The 15,000-nt window shown below is 68.3% G+C and carries 16 protein-coding genes and 1 pseudogene (1 of these 17 cut by a window edge); 7 read left to right on the forward strand and 10 right to left on the reverse strand.

Features of this window, described 5'->3' with window-relative positions; translation table 11 throughout:
* A pseudogene (locus tag ACTJI6_RS01775) lies at nt 1-994 on the forward strand (TIGR03862 family flavoprotein); the annotation flags it as partial.
* An 86-nt stretch (nt 995-1,080) separates the two neighbouring features.
* Complete coding sequence (locus ACTJI6_RS01780; RefSeq protein WP_126153912.1) at nt 1,081-1,299, forward strand: hypothetical protein; 219 nt, start codon at nt 1,081-1,083, stop codon at nt 1,297-1,299.
* A 5-nt stretch (nt 1,300-1,304) separates the two neighbouring features.
* On the opposite strand, the gene ACTJI6_RS01785 is transcribed toward ACTJI6_RS01780, so the two are convergent.
* The 4 genes from ACTJI6_RS01785 to ACTJI6_RS01800 all read right to left on the reverse strand — a co-directional run bounded on the left by ACTJI6_RS01785 (nt 1,305) and on the right by ACTJI6_RS01800 (nt 4,259).
* Entirely contained in the window at nt 1,305-1,718 is a 414-nt protein-coding gene (locus tag ACTJI6_RS01785; protein WP_241232708.1) for a PaaI family thioesterase, read from the reverse strand.
* A gap of 57 nt (nt 1,719-1,775) precedes the next feature.
* A complete protein-coding gene (locus ACTJI6_RS01790) occupies nt 1,776-2,357 on the reverse strand; it encodes a transglycosylase SLT domain-containing protein (RefSeq protein WP_126153910.1) in 582 nt (193 codons plus the stop codon).
* A gap of 70 nt (nt 2,358-2,427) precedes the next feature.
* The gene (glpK, locus tag ACTJI6_RS01795; protein ID WP_440797297.1) at nt 2,428-3,903 is read right to left on the reverse strand and encodes a glycerol kinase GlpK; all 1,476 of its coding nucleotides are present in this window, start codon (nt 3,901-3,903) and stop codon (nt 2,428-2,430) included.
* Nucleotides 3,900-4,259, reverse strand: a complete 360-nt coding sequence (locus ACTJI6_RS01800; RefSeq protein ID WP_126153908.1) for a winged helix-turn-helix domain-containing protein — start codon at nt 4,257-4,259, stop codon at nt 3,900-3,902. Before ACTJI6_RS01800 ends, glpK begins: the two co-directional genes overlap by 4 nt.
* Nucleotides 4,260-4,391: 132 nt before the next feature.
* Between ACTJI6_RS01800 and ACTJI6_RS01805 the strand changes: the two genes are divergently transcribed.
* On the forward strand, nt 4,392-5,567 hold the full coding sequence (locus ACTJI6_RS01805; RefSeq protein WP_440797299.1) for an acetyl-CoA C-acyltransferase family protein: 1,176 nt from the start codon (nt 4,392-4,394) through the stop codon (nt 5,565-5,567).
* Between the two features lie 3 nt (nt 5,568-5,570).
* Here the strand turns inward: ACTJI6_RS01805 and ACTJI6_RS01810 are convergent, their stop codons facing one another.
* From ACTJI6_RS01810 to ACTJI6_RS01835, 6 genes are all read right to left on the reverse strand, one after another.
* Nucleotides 5,571-6,473, reverse strand: coding sequence for a DMT family transporter (locus ACTJI6_RS01810; protein WP_440797301.1), 903 nt, complete (start codon nt 6,471-6,473; stop codon nt 5,571-5,573).
* 312 nt (nt 6,474-6,785) lie between these two features.
* Nucleotides 6,786-7,388 carry a queuosine precursor transporter gene (locus tag ACTJI6_RS01815; RefSeq protein WP_440797303.1) on the reverse strand — a complete coding sequence of 201 codons (603 nt, stop codon included), beginning with the start codon at nt 7,386-7,388 and terminating at the stop codon, nt 6,786-6,788.
* Nucleotides 7,389-7,622: 234 nt separating this feature from the next.
* The gene (locus ACTJI6_RS01820) at nt 7,623-8,432 is read right to left on the reverse strand and encodes an esterase-like activity of phytase family protein (protein ID WP_440797342.1); all 810 of its coding nucleotides are present in this window, start codon (nt 8,430-8,432) and stop codon (nt 7,623-7,625) included.
* Between the two features lie 39 nt (nt 8,433-8,471).
* Nucleotides 8,472-9,335 (reverse strand): penicillin-insensitive murein endopeptidase, encoded by an 864-nt coding sequence (gene mepA, locus ACTJI6_RS01825; protein WP_126153904.1) that lies wholly within the window; start codon nt 9,333-9,335, stop codon nt 8,472-8,474.
* Complete coding sequence (locus tag ACTJI6_RS01830; RefSeq protein ID WP_440797306.1) at nt 9,332-10,702, reverse strand: MFS transporter; 1,371 nt, start codon at nt 10,700-10,702, stop codon at nt 9,332-9,334. The genes mepA and ACTJI6_RS01830 overlap by 4 nt, the downstream gene beginning before the upstream one ends.
* A 42-nt stretch (nt 10,703-10,744) precedes the next feature.
* Complete coding sequence (locus tag ACTJI6_RS01835) at nt 10,745-11,305, reverse strand: acyl-CoA thioesterase (protein ID WP_440797308.1); 561 nt, start codon at nt 11,303-11,305, stop codon at nt 10,745-10,747.
* Nucleotides 11,306-11,439: 134 nt separating this feature from the next.
* Here ACTJI6_RS01835 and ACTJI6_RS01840 point away from each other — a divergent pair, with 134 nt between their 5' ends.
* From ACTJI6_RS01840 to ACTJI6_RS01855, 4 genes are all read left to right on the forward strand, one after another.
* A complete protein-coding gene (locus ACTJI6_RS01840; RefSeq protein WP_126154079.1) occupies nt 11,440-11,733 on the forward strand; it encodes a YggT family protein in 294 nt (97 codons plus the stop codon).
* Nucleotides 11,733-13,763 carry a DNA helicase RecQ gene (gene recQ / locus ACTJI6_RS01845; RefSeq protein ID WP_440797310.1) on the forward strand — a complete coding sequence of 677 codons (2,031 nt, stop codon included), beginning with the start codon at nt 11,733-11,735 and terminating at the stop codon, nt 13,761-13,763. Before ACTJI6_RS01840 ends, recQ begins: the two co-directional genes overlap by 1 nt.
* A gap of 87 nt (nt 13,764-13,850) precedes the next feature.
* Nucleotides 13,851-14,747, forward strand: a complete 897-nt coding sequence (gene msrP / locus ACTJI6_RS01850) for a protein-methionine-sulfoxide reductase catalytic subunit MsrP (protein WP_440797312.1) — start codon at nt 13,851-13,853, stop codon at nt 14,745-14,747.
* Nucleotides 14,747-15,000 carry the start of a sulfite oxidase heme-binding subunit YedZ gene (locus ACTJI6_RS01855; RefSeq protein WP_440797314.1) on the forward strand. The gene runs 370 nt beyond the window's last position, so only the first 254 of its 624 coding nucleotides appear in the window; it begins with the start codon at nt 14,747-14,749; its stop codon lies off the right edge, out of view. The genes msrP and ACTJI6_RS01855 overlap by 1 nt, the downstream gene beginning before the upstream one ends.

Genomic DNA, 15,000 nt, shown 5'->3' on the forward strand with positions numbered 1-15,000 from the left:
GCCCCCGCACCCCCGAGGATATTTTCCCACAGAAGATGAGGCATTCGGGCCTGCGGAGGTCATGGCCTGGGCGCGGGGCCTTGGAATCGAGCTGTTCACGGGATCGACGGGGCGGGTGTTTCCGGCGGGCATGAAGGCCTCGCCTTTGCTGCGGGCCTGGCTGGCGCGGTTGGATGCGGCGGGGGTGGAACTACGCACGCGCTGGCGGTGGATCGGGGGCGGCTTCCGGTTCCAGACACCCGAGGGGGTGGCAGAGATCGCGCCGCGCGTCACGGTGCTGGCGCTGGGCGGGGCAAGCTGGCCCCGTTTGGGATCGGATGCGGCCTGGGTGCCGTGGTTGCAGGCGACAGGGGTCGGCGTGGCGCCGTTCCGCCCCGCGAATATGGGGTTCCGCGTGGACTGGTCGCCGCAGATGGCGCGGCATTTCGGAGTGGCGGTCAAGGGGACCGCGCTGCGGGCGGGCGATCTGGGCAGCCGGGGCGAGTGGGTCATCGGCCGTGCCGGGATCGAGGGGGGCGGGATCTATGAGATCTCGGCCGCGATGCGGGACGGCGCGGAAGGGCGGATCGATCTGGCGCCGGATCTGGACCATCCGACGCTGGCGGCGCGATTCGCCAGGCCCAAGGGGAGGCTGTCGGTGGGAAACTGGCTGCGCCGGGTGCTGGACGATCCGGTCAAGGTCGCGCTGCTGCTGGAATGGGGCAGGCCCTTGCCCGCTGATGCCGCGGGTTGGGCGGCCCTGGCCAAGGCCCTGCCGCTGCGCCATGCGGGGGCGATGGGGATCGGGACGGCGATCTCCACTGCCGGGGGGGTGACCTGGGATTCGCTGACTCGGAACCGGGAACTGCGTGCCCTGCCAGGTGTCTTCGTGGCCGGAGAGATGCTGGACTGGGAAGCGCCGACCGGCGGTTATCTTCTGACCGCCTGCCTGGGCAGCGGGCTGCACGCCGGACGGGCAGCGGCGCGGCGGCTTGTCGCCCTGGACGCTGGTTGAATCCTGCGAGGCTTGATAGGACAGCGATCATGACCTAAGCTGTGGTCATGGGAGGAGACCACTTTTGCCAGGCAAGGGGTTTTCCGATGGCCTACACGATCACCCATTTCTCGCCCGAGACGCGCAGCCGCATCGACGCCTTCTTCAACCGCTTCGGCCAGGGCATGAATGCCTATCTGGAAGCGCGCGCGCGGTCCGCGCAGATCGAGGCGCTGGAGGCGAAATCCGACGCCGAACTGGCGCGCATGGGCCTGACCCGCGACCGGATCGTCGCCCATGTGTTCCGCGACACCTACTGGATCTGACTGGGTCAGTCCTTCCAGTCGATCACCATCTGAGTCTGTGTGACGATGGCCGCGGCCTTGCCGTCGCCGCGCGTGATGGTGGTCTGCCAGATCTGCGTCGTCCGGCCGATATGCAGCGGCAGGCTGACGGCGCGGGCCACGTCGCCCAGCCGGATCGGACGCAGGAAATTGGTCTTGCTTTCCAGCGTGGTGGTGGTCTTGCCTTCGGGCAGGTTCAGGAAGGTGCCGGTGCCCCCGGCATTGTCGGCCAGGCCCATGATCGCGCCGCCGTGCAGGACGCCGTTGCGGTTGGCAAGCGCCCGCGTGACGGGCATTTCGAATTCCACACGTTCCGGCGTGGCGCTGACCAGACGTGCGCCGATATGGAGGGCGAATTCCGGCTGGTCCTGCGGTTCGCGCTTGATGGGATCGTCGTTCACTGGGGCTTCCTTCCGCTGCCCGGCCATATCAACCGGGCAGGGCGCCAAGGGCAAGCGTCACGATTTGCGGCAGGCCACAAGCTGCGCGCGATACATCTGCGCGCGCTGTCCGACCTGGTTCGCCACCCGCACCAGCCACGGCTTCGACAGATAGGATTGGCGTGCGAATCCCGACCGGCCCTCGTGATAGGCTAGGTACTGCCCCGCCGCATCCCATTTCGAAATGCCCAGGCGGCGCGTGGAATTGTGCATGTACCAGCCCATGAAATCCGTCGCGTGGCGGATGTTGTCGCGCTTGGCGCGGCGATTGCCGGTTTCCTTCTGGTACTCCTCCCACGTGCCGTCCAGTGCCTGGGAATAGCCGAAGGCGCTGGACTGGCGGCCGATGGGAATCACCCCAAGCGCATATTGATGCGGCGTCCGCGCGTCGCCGATGAACTTCGATTCCTGGTGGATCGTGGCCATCTGCACATGGATCGGGATGCCCCATTTGCGTTCGGTGGCCTTCATCGCCCGGTAATAGGCGGGCCGTTCCGCCACGATGGCGCAAGCGTTGTCCAATTGCCGGGGCGCCGAATAGTTGCCGCCGCCGCATGACGCGACCAGCCCGACGATCGCGAGTTTCAGAAGCCTGCTCATCCTGCCCTCTTGTCGTTTTCCGGGGATATTACGGAAAATCACGCTTGGGTGAAATCACAAAGCCGGAAGATCAGACCGACAGCACCGCCTGAACCGCCCTCTGCCAAGCGGAATAACGCCGGTCGCGGTCGTCCTTGTCCATCTGCGGTTCGAACCGGCGGTCCAACTGCCAGGCCTTGGCGTATTCGTCGGGCGCCGGGCACAGCCCCGCACGATAGCCCGCCAGCCAGGCCGCGCCCTGGGCGGTGGTCTCGGTGTTCCTGGGCCGGTCCACCGGGGCGCCCAGGATGTCGGCCAGGAACTGCATCGCCGGTTCGCTGGCGGTCATGCCGCCGTCCACGCGCAGCACCGCGTCGTCCGCCTGGGGCCAGTCGGCGCGCATCGCCTGCAACAGGTCGCGGGTCTGGAAGCCCACGCTTTCCAGCGCGGCGCGGGCGAATTCGGCGGGGCCGGTGTTGCGCGTCAGGCCGAACACCGCGCCGCGCGCATTCGGCGCCCAATGCGGCGCCCCCAGGCCGGTGAAGGCCGGGACCAGAATCACCTGCTGGCTGTCGTCGGCCCTGGCGGACAGTCCTTGAGTTTCGCTGGCTTCGCGGATCAGCTTCAGCCCGTCGCGCAGCCATTGCACCACCGCGCCCGCGATGAAGATCGAGCCTTCCAGCGCATAGGTGGTCTTGCCGTCCAAGCGATAGGCGATGGTCGTCAGCAGCCGGTTCTGCGACCGCACCGCCTGGTCCCCGGTGTTCAGCAGCGCGAAACAGCCGGTGCCATAGGTCGATTTCATCATGCCGGGCCGGAAACAGGCCTGCCCCACGGTGGCCGCCTGCTGGTCGCCCGCGACGCCGGTGATCGGTATCGCGCGTCCGAACAGATCGGCGCGCGTGGTGCCGAAATCGTCGGCGCTGTCGCGGACTTCGGGCAGCAGTTCAGGGGGGATGCCGAACAGCTTGCACATGTCATCGGACCAGCAGCCCTTGCGGATGTCGTAAAGCAGCGTCCGGCTGGCATTGGTCGCATCGGTGACATGGGACTGTCCGCCGGTCAGCTTCCAGATCAGGAAGCTGTCCACCGTGCCGAAAGCCAGATCGCCCGTCTTGGCGCGGTCGCGCGCGCCCTCTACATTGTCCAGCAGCCAGGCGATCTTGGTGGCGCTGAAATAGGGATCCAGCAGCAGGCCGGTGGTGTCGGTCACCTGATCCTCGATCCCGTCGTCGCGCAAACGGTCGCACAGATCGGCGGTGCGGCGGTCCTGCCAGACGATGGCGCGGTGAATCGGCCGGCCGGTCTTGCGGTCCCAGATCACGACCGTTTCCCGCTGGTTGGTGATGCCGATGGCGTCGATACGCGGGGCGCCGGCCTTTTCGATGGCGGCGCGGGCGGTTCCGGCACTGGTCGTCCAGATGTCGCCCGCATCGTGTTCGACCCAACCGGATCGCGGGAAATGCTGCTGGAATTCGTGCTGCGCGGTCGCCTGCACCTGCAAGTCGTCGCTGAAGAGGATCGCGCGGGACGAGGTCGTCCCCTGATCCATCGCCAGAATCGTCATCTGTCCTGCCCCCTCATCAATCCCCCGATGGCGGCCAGGTCGGCCGCCCCCTTGTCCGTCAGAAGCCGTTCCAGCGCCTCGTAATGCCGAAGCACCGCCTGGCCGGTCGCCGTGACCCTGGCCCCGCCGCCGCCCGCGCCGCCCCGGCTGCTGTCCACCAGCGGCGTGGCGAAGGCCGCGTTCATTTCCTCGACCAGGGACCAGGCGCGCTTGTAGCTCATCCCCATCTGGCGCCCCGCGGCCGAGATCGACCCGTGCTGCCCGATCAGCCGCAGCAGTTGCGCCTTGCCCGGCCCCAGGACCAGCGGCGTGTCGTATTCAAGCCGCAGCTTGATCCGTGGGGGTGGGGTATCCATCGCGATTCGTTTCCTGCCTTTCCGGCAGGTTAGCCGCTGCCCGGTGCCGGGCGCAAACGACGCGCAGGACGCGCTTGCCCTGCGGCGGTCGTCGCCTATTCTGGCCGCGTCACCATGCGAGCGGGGGTCTTCATGTCCGAAATCGTCATCCTGTCCGGGGCGCGCACCGCCATCGGCACCTTCGGCGGCAGCCTGGCCGCCATTCCGCCCATCGATCTGGCCGCGACCGTGACGCGCGCCGCGATGGAACGGGCGGGCATCGCCCCCGACCGGATCGGCCAGGTGGTCTTCGGCCATGTCATCAACACCGAGTCCCGCGACATGTACCTGTCGCGCGTGGCGATGCTGGATGCGGGCATTCCCGACACCACGCCCGCGATGAACGTGAACCGGCTGTGCGGGTCGGGCGCGCAGGCCATCGTGTCAGCCGCGCCGGCGCTGATGCTGGGGGACGCCGATTTCGCCGTCGCGGGGGGCGCGGAAAGCATGAGCCGGGCGCCCTATGCCGTCAGCGCGGCGCGATTCGGCGCCAAGATGGGCGACCAGACGATGATGGACATGATGACCGGCGCGCTGACCTGCCCGATGGGCACCGGGCACATGGGCGTGACGGCCGAAAACGTCGCGGCAGAGCATGACATCAGCCGCCAGGCGCAGGACGAATTCGCCCTGGAATCGCAGCGCCGGGCGGCGGCGGCCATTGCGGCGGGGCATTTCCGCGACCAGATCGTGCCCATCGAGATCAAGACCCGCAAGGGTGTGGTGGCCTTCGACACGGACGAGCATCCCAAGGAAACCAGCCTTGAAAAGCTGGCGGCGTTGAAGGCGGTGTTCCGCAAGGACGGGTCTGTGACGGCAGGCAATGCCAGCGGCATCAACGACGGCGCGGCGGCGCTTGTGCTGGCGCGAGCTGACGCCGCGCAGGCGGCGGGGCTGGCGCCACGGGCGCGGATCCTGGGCTATGCCCTGGCGGGCGTGCGCCCCGAAGTGATGGGCATCGGCCCGATCCCGGCGGTGGAACGCTTGCTGGAAAAGACCGGGCTGTCGGCCGGCGATTTCGACGTGATCGAATCGAACGAGGCCTTTGCCGCGCAGGCCCTGGCGGTGAACATGGGGCTGGGGCTGGACCCGGCCAGGGTCAACCCGAACGGCGGCGCCATCGCCCTGGGCCATCCGGTCGGTGCGACCGGGGCGATCCTGACCGTCAAGGCGCTGTCCGAATTGGAGCGCACCGGCGGCAGGCGCGGGCTGATCACCATGTGCATCGGCGGCGGGCAGGGCATCGCCCTGGCGATCGAGCGGCTGTGACGCCTAGGCGGGCCGGGGCGGCGCGGGCTGGCGCGACAGGCGCAGCGCCGCGATCCCTGCCAGGATGATCACCGCGCCGCCCAGGATGGTCAGGGCGTCGGGCGATTCGGAAAACACCGCCGCGCCTGCCGCCATCGCGAAGACCAGCCGGGTATAGCGGAACGGCGTGACGGCGCCGATCTGGCCCGTGCGCATCGCCACCGTCAGGAAGGTATAGGCGCAGACCCCCGCCGCCGATGCCGCCAGCAGGCCCGCCCAGGTGGCGGCGTCGGGCGCGGTCAGGGGACCGCCGAAGGGCAGGGCGATCAGGCCCGCGACGATCAGCATGGCGAATCCCAGGACGCCCAACTGCCGGAACGACATCGACACGGGCGCGGCGCGGGTCGCCAGATCTCGGCCCGCGAATCCCAGCATCGCCGCCACCGCCAGCAGGGACAGGGGGCCGAACCCCTCGGTCCCCGGACGCAGGATCAGCAGGACGCCCAGGAAGCCGAAGGCCACGGCCAGCCAGCGGCGCGGGCCGATGCTTTCGCCGAACAGCAGCGCCGCGCCCACCATCACCACCAGCGGCGTCGCCTGAAGGATGGCCGAGGCTGTGGACAGCGGCGTCAGCGCGATGGCCAGCATATAGAACAGCCGCCCCGTCACCTCGGACAGGGACCGCAGGATCATCGGGCGGCCCAGCATGGCGCGGGTCAGCGGCGCCTCGCCCGCCAGGACGCACAGCAGGGCGAAGGTCGCGGTGCCGAGGATCCCGAAGGTGATCAGCACCTGTCCGGGCGGCAGGCTGGCGGCGGCGATCTTCAGCAGCGCATCCTCGACCGCGAAACCTGCCATCGCCAAAACCATGAAGGCGGCGCCCCGCATGTTGAAGGCGGGACCATGGCGGGCGGATTGGTGGGACATGACCGGCCTTTGCAAGCGAAGGGAATGGGCCAAGCTAGTCCCCCATCCGGGCGGCCAAGGCAAGGCGCAGGCGCAAAAGGAACGGGCCGCCCTGGTTGAGGGCGGCCCGCGAGATCCACGGAGATGGTCCGGTTAGGGATGGGAAAGCATCCGGTCCCAACCAGGGTTTACGACCCTTGGGGCTGCCCTCAGGCCACGGCCCCCCTGACTGTTCCGACACCTCTCTCCAATATCACTCTCGACACTGGACCACCTCCTTTCAATGTGTTGCCGTTGCAAGGGAAAGGGTGCCACAGATCGGGGTTCTGTCAATCAGATTATGCGCTCGGTCCGCAACAAATTGCGCACGATCAGCCGGAAAGGCACAAGGGTCAGTATTGCCAGACTCATCTTGACCATCCAGTCGGCAGTTGCCAACGAAACCCACAGGGCGGTGATCGGTCCTTGGCCAAGCAGCGGAACCCCCTCGTTCGCCCAGCCCGTATTGGCGTCGTGGGGCAGAGCGGCGCTGAAGGCCACGGCAAAGAAGATCGCCGTGTCCAGCACCGATCCCACCGACGACGACGTCAGGGGCGCCACCCACCAGCGGCGGTTGCGCAGGGCGTTGAAGACCAGGATGTCGACCAGCTGCGCGACCAGGAAGGCCATGCCCGAGCCCACGGCGATTCGCAAGGTGGTCTTGTCCAGTCCGGCCGCGATCACCGAACAGGCGACGCCCACGATGAAGCCCGCCAGCACCACGCGCCGGGCGGCGGCGGGGCCATAGACGCGGTTCATCACCTCGGTCACCAGGAAGGCGAAGGGATAGGTGAAGGCGCCCCAGGTCAGCCACAGGCCCACCGTGAATTGCACAAGGATGTTCGAGGCCACGACGATGATGGCCATGGCAAGGATGCCGGGCAGATAGCGGGTCATTGATGGTTTCCGTTTTACAAGGTCGCGGAACAACTCGGCCCCGCACGGCGCGGGACAGGGCGCCTTAGGCGGTTCGGCAGACCGTTGTCAATCGCGGCGTGCCACTTTCACCTTTGTCAAAATACCCCTCGGGGGTGAGACGCGCCCGGAAGAAAGTCCGACGGACTGTCTTCGGCGTCGAACGCCTGCCGCCGCCCTGCGGCAGGCCGGGCCATCGCGCGACGCAGGACGGCTTCAGTCGCGCAGCCGGTATTCGACCAGTTCGGTGCGCTGCACGAACAGGAAGTTGTCGTCGGAAATCATCGTCAGGCGGATCCCCTGGCCGTCATGCCAGACCGCCAGCCCTTCCAGATTGTCGTATTGCAGGGGGCGGGTGGTCAGCAGGATTTCCTCGTTCATGGGTCCGTCCTCGGTCAGCTGCATCCGGCGCACGCGCGAGGCGAAGCCCAGGATGCCCTGGAAGTCGCGCTCCAGCAGATAGAACCAGCCGTCGGGGCCGAAATCGGCGCCCACCGCCAGCCAGCGGGGATCGCGCCGGATTTCCCCGGCCTGGCCCCAGGCATTGTCGCGGAAGGTCAGGATCGGAAAAGGCCGATCCTCGGCCCCCGACCGTTCGGGCACGGCATAGATGGTGCCGTCTCGGATCGCCAGTGCCTCCAGCCCGGTATTGATCCGCATTCCCGGCATCTTGGGCGGCGGGTCGAAGGTGGTGGCCCGCGCGTCGGGATGGTCATATCGGGCCACGCGGTCCAAGCCCTCGAAACTGACCCAGATCGCGCCGTCCTCGCCGATGGCCAGGCCTTCGCTGTCGCCGGTATAGCCGGGGGGTAGGGGGACGCCCTTGCTGTCCTTCAGATGCGCGCGCCCGGCGATGTTCATGGCACGGATCAGACCCTGAGAATCGCGGTCGATGCTGCCCCAGTACAGATGCGCCCGGTCTGTCAGGGCGTGGAAGGCGCTGCCGTCGGGGCTGATCTCGATCCCCGAGAAGCCGCCGAAGCTGTCGTCTCCGTCGCGCCAGACGAAGGTGCCGACATATTCCAGCGACGCGGNCCGCGATCAGGAGCAGGGCTGCGACTGCGCCTAGGGCGCGCCGGCGACGGATCGGCATTCCTTGGGCAGTTCGCTGAGCCGGAAGGTCCGGGGATGGCGGTAATCGGGATCGGGCGGCGTCGGTTCGACCCGGCTGGGGTCGATCCGGTTCCTGATCCATTCGGCGGCCTCGGCGCAGCCGTCGCCGGGCGGCGGCGCGGGCTGGCGGTCGCAGATCGACCCGCGCGGACAGGCCAGCCGGACGTGGAAATGATAGTTGTGGGCGTTGATCGGGCGGACCTTGCGCAGCCAGGCGCGGTCGCCGCGCTCCATCTGGCACATGGCCACCTTGGCGACGGGATCGACCAGGATCCGCTCGACCCGCGGATCGCGGGCGGCGGCGCGCATGATGGACATGTGGCCGCCGTTCCAGACATTGGTCAGACCGACCCCGCGCCGGTCGGTGATCGACTGCGACGAGATGCTTTCGCGCTGCTGCGGCGACAGGTTCAGCGAGGACGGCGGCAGCATCCAGATGTCGGCGTCCAGTCCCAACTGGTGGCTGGCATGCCCCGAGGTCATCGGCCCGCCGCGCGGCTGGCTCATGTCGCCGATATAAAGGCCGCGCCAGCCCGCCTGCTGGGCGGCCTGCGACAGGCCGATCAGGAAGCTGACCAGTTCGGGATGGCCCCAGTTGCGGTTGCGCGACAGGCGCATGGCCTGCCAGCTTGGCCCGCTTTCGGGCAGTTGCACGAAGCCCTGGCCACAGCCCTTGGAATAAAAGCCGATGGAGACCGCCGGACCCTGCGCGGCGCTGCGGAAGCTGCCGAACACGTCCTTGGCCAGCGGATCGGCGGCTGCGGGCATCGCCAGGCCCGCCACGACGGCGGCGGCGGTCAGGATTTTGCGGATCACTGCTCTCCCTCTCCTTCGGGTTTGACCCAGACTAGCAGAACGAGCGACAGGATAAACAGCAGGATCAGCGGGGATATGCCGATGCGCTGATTGCCGGTGGCATCGGTGACGACGGCGATCAGCAGGGGCGCCAGGAAGGCGGTGGCCTTGCCCGACAGCGCGTAAAGGCCGAATCCTTCGGTCGCGCGGGCCGGGGTCGTGTGGCGCACCATCAGGGTGCGGCTGGCCGCTTGCAGCGCCCCGCCCGCCCCGCCGATCAGCGCGCCGCAGGCGAAGAACACCAGATCCGGAACGTAGAACCGACCGAAGACCGGGGTCGAGGGCGTGGCCAGCCCGAACAGCGTCTGGCGGTCCATGCCGACCACGACCAGGCAGACGCCGGTCAGGATCAGCGTGGTGGCAACGATGACCGGCTTCGGCCCCCAGGCCCGGTCGGCGCGTCCGCCCAGCCAGCTGACGATGGCCGCCGCGATGGCGCTGACCACCCCGAAGACGCCTGCCAGAAAGACCGGCCAGCCCAGCACCGTCCCGGCGTAGACGCCGCCGAATCCATACAGCGCGTTCAGCGCGTCGCGCGACAGCATGGACGATGCCAGCCAGGCGGCCAGGCTGCGGCGGTGGCGCAGGCTGCGGATCAGGGTCCAGAGGTCGCGCATCGCCGCGCCGATGCGGATGGGTTGGCGCGGGCCGCGCGGTTCGCGGACCCACAGGAAGAAGGGGATCATGAAAACGATGTACCAGACCGCCACGAAGGGGCCGACGAAGCGGGTGCCCTCGCGCGCCGCCGGGTCCAGGCCGAACAGCGGGTCGATACCGATCAGCGTCTTGCCCGAGGGGGTTTCCTGGAACAGCGCCAGCATCACCGCCAGCGACACCACGCCGCCCAGATAGCCGAAGGCATAGCCCGACCCGGACAGGCGCCCGATCTCGTCGCGCGGGGCAAGGCCCGGCAACAGGGCGTTGGTGAAGATCGTCGCGAACTCGACCCCGATCAGGCCGATGCCGAACAGCACCACCGCCTGCACCAGGGCGGGCTGGGTCGGCATCAGCCACCAAAGCCCCGCCGATCCCGCGACATAGAGGATCGAGAAGAACCAGATCCAGGGCGTCCGCCGCCCGGACGTGTCGGCGACGGCCCCCAGGACCGGCGCGCAGAGGGCGATGATGACGCCCGTCACCGACAGCCCGTATCCCCACAGCGCCTGCGCCTGTGCGCCCGCCAGCCGCAGGTCGCCGCTGACGTTCAGGAAATGGCGCTGCGCGACCTCGGCGAAATAGACCGAGAAGACGAAGGTCAGCAGAAGCGTATGAAAGGGCTGGCTGGCCCAGTCGAAGAACCACCAGCCCCAGATCCGTTTGCGGTCCATCCGACCCCCAAGCCCGTTCGCGGCCATAAGGCCCAAGCGTCGTCAGCCTGGCAAGTGCGCTTTTGCGTCAGGGGGAACCTGCGGCGGCCAGGGACGCAGCGCGTCGGCCTCGACCCAGGCGGCGATCCAGTCCGGCAGGGGCGGGCTGTCGGGCCGCGCGCCAAGCGCCGCCATCACCTCGGGCGGCGGGACGATGCCGCCCGCCCCGGTGACGGCCGACCGGATCAGCACCTGATTGCAGCAATCGGTCCCCCTCCACATCGACTGGTCCATATAGATGAAGCGGTGGTCCCAGCCCGCCACGCGCGAAATCATCGTGAAGCGGTCGAAGGCGCGGATGCGGCGGCGATAGCGCACGGAACTGCCCGCCACGGTGATGCCCCATTTGCGGTCGCGCAGGATCGGGATCAGCCCGCTGCGTTGCGCCATCGGGATGCGGCCCAGGTCGTACAGCGTCAGGGTGCGGCCGTTGTTCAGCTCGATCCAGGGATCCAGATCCCAGGGCCAGCAGATATGGGTCGAGACATGCGCATCGGTGATCGCCAATGGCGGGGCGTTGCGGAACTTGACCATCTCCTTGGCGAAGCGGAACAGGGGATACATCGGGGATCCTTCGATTGACTGGCCCAGGGGGTGGCCGCGCCCCACGCGATCGTCAACCGGGACGCTGCGGCAACTTGCTTGCGAAGGCGGACGCGCATCCCCATAACAGGCCCGAACGCGGAAAAGGGGACATGATGGGAACGCTTTACGAGGCCTTGCAACTGATCCTGCAAGTGGTGTGGTTCGTGATGATCGTCCACATCATCATGTCCTGGCTGATCAACTTCCAGGTTCTCAACCTGCGCCAGCCGCTGGTTGCGCAGATCTGGGACGGGCTGAACCGCCTGCTAGAGCCGCTGTATCGTCCGATCCGCAACATCCTGCCCAGCACCGGGGGGCTGGATCTGGCGCCGCTGGTGGTCTTCATCATCATCATCATCCTGCAACGCGCGCTCGCCAACAATGCGGGCTTCTTCTACGGGATGTGATGCCCACAGATTTGCTGCGACAGGTCTGGGGGTTCGACGGATTCCGCCCCGGGCAAGAGGAGATCGTTCAGGCGGTGGCGGCAGGCCGCGACGTGCTGGCGATCATGCCCACCGGCGGCGGCAAGTCGCTGTGCTTCCAACTGCCCGCGCTGATGCGCGAGGGGATGACGGTGGTGATTTCGCCGCTGATCGCCCTGATGCGCGACCAGGTCCGGGCGCTGCGCGAGGCGGGAGTCGCGGCGGGCGCGCTGACCAGCGGCAACACGGACGAGGAAACCGACGCCGTGTTCCAGGCCCTGTCGCGGGGCGATCTGAAGCTGCTCTATATGGCGCCGGAACGGCTGGCCTCGGGCGGGACGCTGCCCTTGCTGCGGCGCGCGGGCGTCACCGCGATCGCCGTGGACGAGGCGCATTGCGTCAGCCAGTGGGGCCACGATTTCCGCCCCGACTACCTGCGCATCGGCGACCTGAAGCGGTCGCTGGACGTGCCGCTGGCGGCCTTCACCGCGACGGCCGACGTGGAAACGCGGGCCGAGATCGTCGCGCGGCTGTTCGACGGGCGCGACCCCGTGACCTTCCTGCGCGGCTTCGACCGGCCCAACCTGCGGCTGGCCTTCCAGCCCAAGGACAGCCCGCGCAAGCAGGTGCTGTCCTATGTCGCCGCGCGGCGTGGGCAGTCGGGCATCGTCTATTGCGCCAGTCGCGCGCGGACCGAGACGCTGGCCGATGCCCTGATCCAGGCGGGTCATGCGGCTGTCGCCTATCACGCCGGGCTTGAGGCCGAGACGCGGCGGCAGGTCGAGGCGCGGTTCCAGCGCGAGGACGGGCTGATCGTGGTCGCCACCATCGCCTTCGGCATGGGCATCGACAAGCCCGACATCCGCTGGGTGCTGCACGCCGACCTGCCGAAATCCATCGAGGGCTATTACCAGGAGATCGGCCGGGCAGGCCGCGACGGCGATCCGGCCGATACGCTGACGCTCTACGGTCCCGACGACATCCGCCTGCGCCGCACCCAGATCGATGAGGGGCTGGCCGACCCCGCCCGCAAGGCCGCGGATCACGCGCGCCTCAACGCGCTTCTGGGCCTGGCCGAGGCGACCGGCTGCCGCCGCCGCAAGCTGCTCGCCTATTTCGGCGAGGATCTGGCCCAGGACTGCGGCAATTGCGATCTGTGCGCCGCGCCGCCCCGGCTGTTCGACGCGACCCAGGCGGTGCGCAAGGCGCTGTCGGCGATGGTGCGGACCGGCGAGTGGTTCGGCGCCACGCATCTGATCGACATCCTGACCGGCAACACCACCGAAAAGGTGCGCGAGCGCGGCCATGACCGGCTGCCGACCTTCGGCGTGGGACGGGAACACAGCCGCGCGCAATGGCAGGCGATCTTCCGGCAGATGATGGGCCGCGACCTCTGCCGCCCCGATCCCGAACGCCACGGCGCCCTGCACCTGACCGAGGCCGCCCATCCTGTCCTGCGCGGCGAGGAAAGCGTGACCCTGCGCCAGGACACGACCGCGCCCAAGCCCGCCACCGTCCTGCGCACCCAGGTGGCCGAAGAGGACGAGCCGCTGCTGTCCGCGCTGAAAGCCAAGCGCCGGGCATTGGCCGAGGCCGCGCGCGTCCCCGCCTATGTCATCTTTCCCGACCGCACCCTGATCGAGATGGCCGAGAAGCGCCCGCACACCCTGGACCAGATGGCGCAGGTCGGCGGGGGGGGGGCCAAGAAGCTGGAGAGCTATGGTCGCGACTTCCTGGCGGTGATCGCCGGAGAGGTGCCCGACATGCACCCAGCCCGCCGCAAGCTGGCGGGCCGCCCCGAAGGCGCCTTGTTCGACCGGCTGGTGGCGGTGCAGGCCGACCTCTTGCGCGGGCCGGACGGCACGGAAAAGCCGCTGTCCTGCTCCACCGCGCAGATCCGCCGCATCGCCGAGGCGAAGCCCGCCGATGAAGCGGGGCTGGCCCGCCATCTGGACGCCGCGCGGCTGGACCGCTTCGGCGCGGCCTTCCTGCGCGAAATCGCGGCGGCGTGACGCGCCCGTCAGGGTAAAGTGAACGTGATGCCCTGCGCGGGCGGCTTTGCGTGACTATCTGTCCCAAGCGCCCCGTGGGAGGAAGCCATGAAACTTCGCTGGTCCGATGTCACCCCGAAAGCCGATTACCTCAGCCGCCGCGCCCTCATCGGCGCCGGGATCGCCGCGATGGCCGCGCCCGCCTGGGCGCTGACCGCCAAACCCTCGCCGTATTCGACCAGCCAAAAGCCGAATACATTGGAAGAGATCACCAACTATAACAACTTCTACGAATTCGGCATGGACAAGACCGACCCGGCGCGGCGCGCGGGCGCCATGGTCACGGATCCCTGGGCGGTCGCAATCGACGGCATGGTGGACCGGCCGGGCCGATACGGCGTGGACGATCTTGCCCCCGTCGACGCGCTTGAGGAACGCATCTATCGCCTGCGTTGCGTCGAGGCCTGGTCGATGGTGATTCCCTGGATCGGCGTGCCGCTGGCATCCGTGCTGGACAAGGCGGGCATTCAGCCAGGGGCGAAGTTCGTGGCCTTCGAGACGCTTTATCGCCCTGAACAGATGCCCGGCCAGAATCGCCCGATCCTCGACTGGCCCTACAAGGAGGGCCTGCGCCTGGACGAGGCGATGCACCCGCTGACGATCCTGGCGACCGGGCTTTACGGCGAGGTGCTGCCCAACCAGAACGGCGCGCCGATCCGGCTGGTGGTGCCGTGGAAATACGGCTTCAAGTCGATCAAGTCGATCGTCAGGATCACCCTGACCGACCGCCAGCCGGTGTCCACCTGGCAGGCCATGCAGCCGTCGGAATACGGTTTCTATGCCAATGTGAACCCCGCCGTGGATCACCCCCGCTGGTCCCAGGCCACCGAACGTCGCATCGGCGCGGGCCTGTTCGCGGGGCGCGAAGAGACGCAGCCCTTCAACGGCTATGGCGATCAGGTAGCCTCGCTTTACGCCGGGATGGATCTGGCGAAGGACTATTGATGCGCGCCGCATTGAACGGGCGGCTGCGGCAGATTCCCGTCGGGGCGGTCTGGCTGGGCGGGCTGATTCCTCTGGCGCTGCTGGTCTGGGATGCGGTCGCGGGGGGCTTGGGCGTCGATCCGATCCGCGACATCGAACACCGGCTGGGGCGGACCGCGCTGTACTTTCTGATCGCCAGCCTGGCGGTGACGCCGCTGCTGCGCATCACGGGACTTAGCCTGGTGCGGTTCCGCCGGGCGCTTGGCCTGCTGTG

Source organism: Paracoccus sp. 22332 (assembly GCF_052045125.1).
Classification (GTDB): Bacteria; Pseudomonadota; Alphaproteobacteria; order Rhodobacterales; family Rhodobacteraceae; genus Paracoccus; species Paracoccus haematequi_A.

Bases quoted from the DNA above. Each gene is read 5' to 3' on its own strand.
- ACTJI6_RS01780 (WP_126153912.1), top strand. From the start codon at position 1,081: ATGGCCTACACGATCACCCATTTCTCGCCCGAGACGCGCAGCCGCATC.
- ACTJI6_RS01790 (WP_126153910.1), bottom strand. From the start codon at position 2,357: ATGAGCAGGCTTCTGAAACTCGCGATCGTCGGGCTGGTCGCGTCATGC.
- ACTJI6_RS01800 (WP_126153908.1), bottom strand. From the start codon at position 4,259: ATGGATACCCCACCCCCACGGATCAAGCTGCGGCTTGAATACGACACG.
- ACTJI6_RS01835 (WP_440797308.1), bottom strand. From the start codon at position 11,305: ATGTATCCCCTGTTCCGCTTCGCCAAGGAGATGGTCAAGTTCCGCAAC.
- ACTJI6_RS01805 (WP_440797299.1), top strand. From the start codon at position 4,392: ATGTCCGAAATCGTCATCCTGTCCGGGGCGCGCACCGCCATCGGCACC.
- ACTJI6_RS01830 (WP_440797306.1), bottom strand. From the start codon at position 10,702: ATGGACCGCAAACGGATCTGGGGCTGGTGGTTCTTCGACTGGGCCAGC.
- ACTJI6_RS01810 (WP_440797301.1), bottom strand. From the start codon at position 6,473: ATGTCCCACCAATCCGCCCGCCATGGTCCCGCCTTCAACATGCGGGGC.
- ACTJI6_RS01840 (WP_126154079.1), top strand. From the start codon at position 11,440: ATGGGAACGCTTTACGAGGCCTTGCAACTGATCCTGCAAGTGGTGTGG.
- msrP (WP_440797312.1), top strand. From the start codon at position 13,851: ATGAAACTTCGCTGGTCCGATGTCACCCCGAAAGCCGATTACCTCAGC.
- glpK (WP_440797297.1), bottom strand. From the start codon at position 3,903: ATGACGATTCTGGCGATGGATCAGGGGACGACCTCGTCCCGCGCGATC.
- recQ (WP_440797310.1), top strand. From the start codon at position 11,733: ATGCCCACAGATTTGCTGCGACAGGTCTGGGGGTTCGACGGATTCCGC.
- ACTJI6_RS01815 (WP_440797303.1), bottom strand. From the start codon at position 7,388: ATGACCCGCTATCTGCCCGGCATCCTTGCCATGGCCATCATCGTCGTG.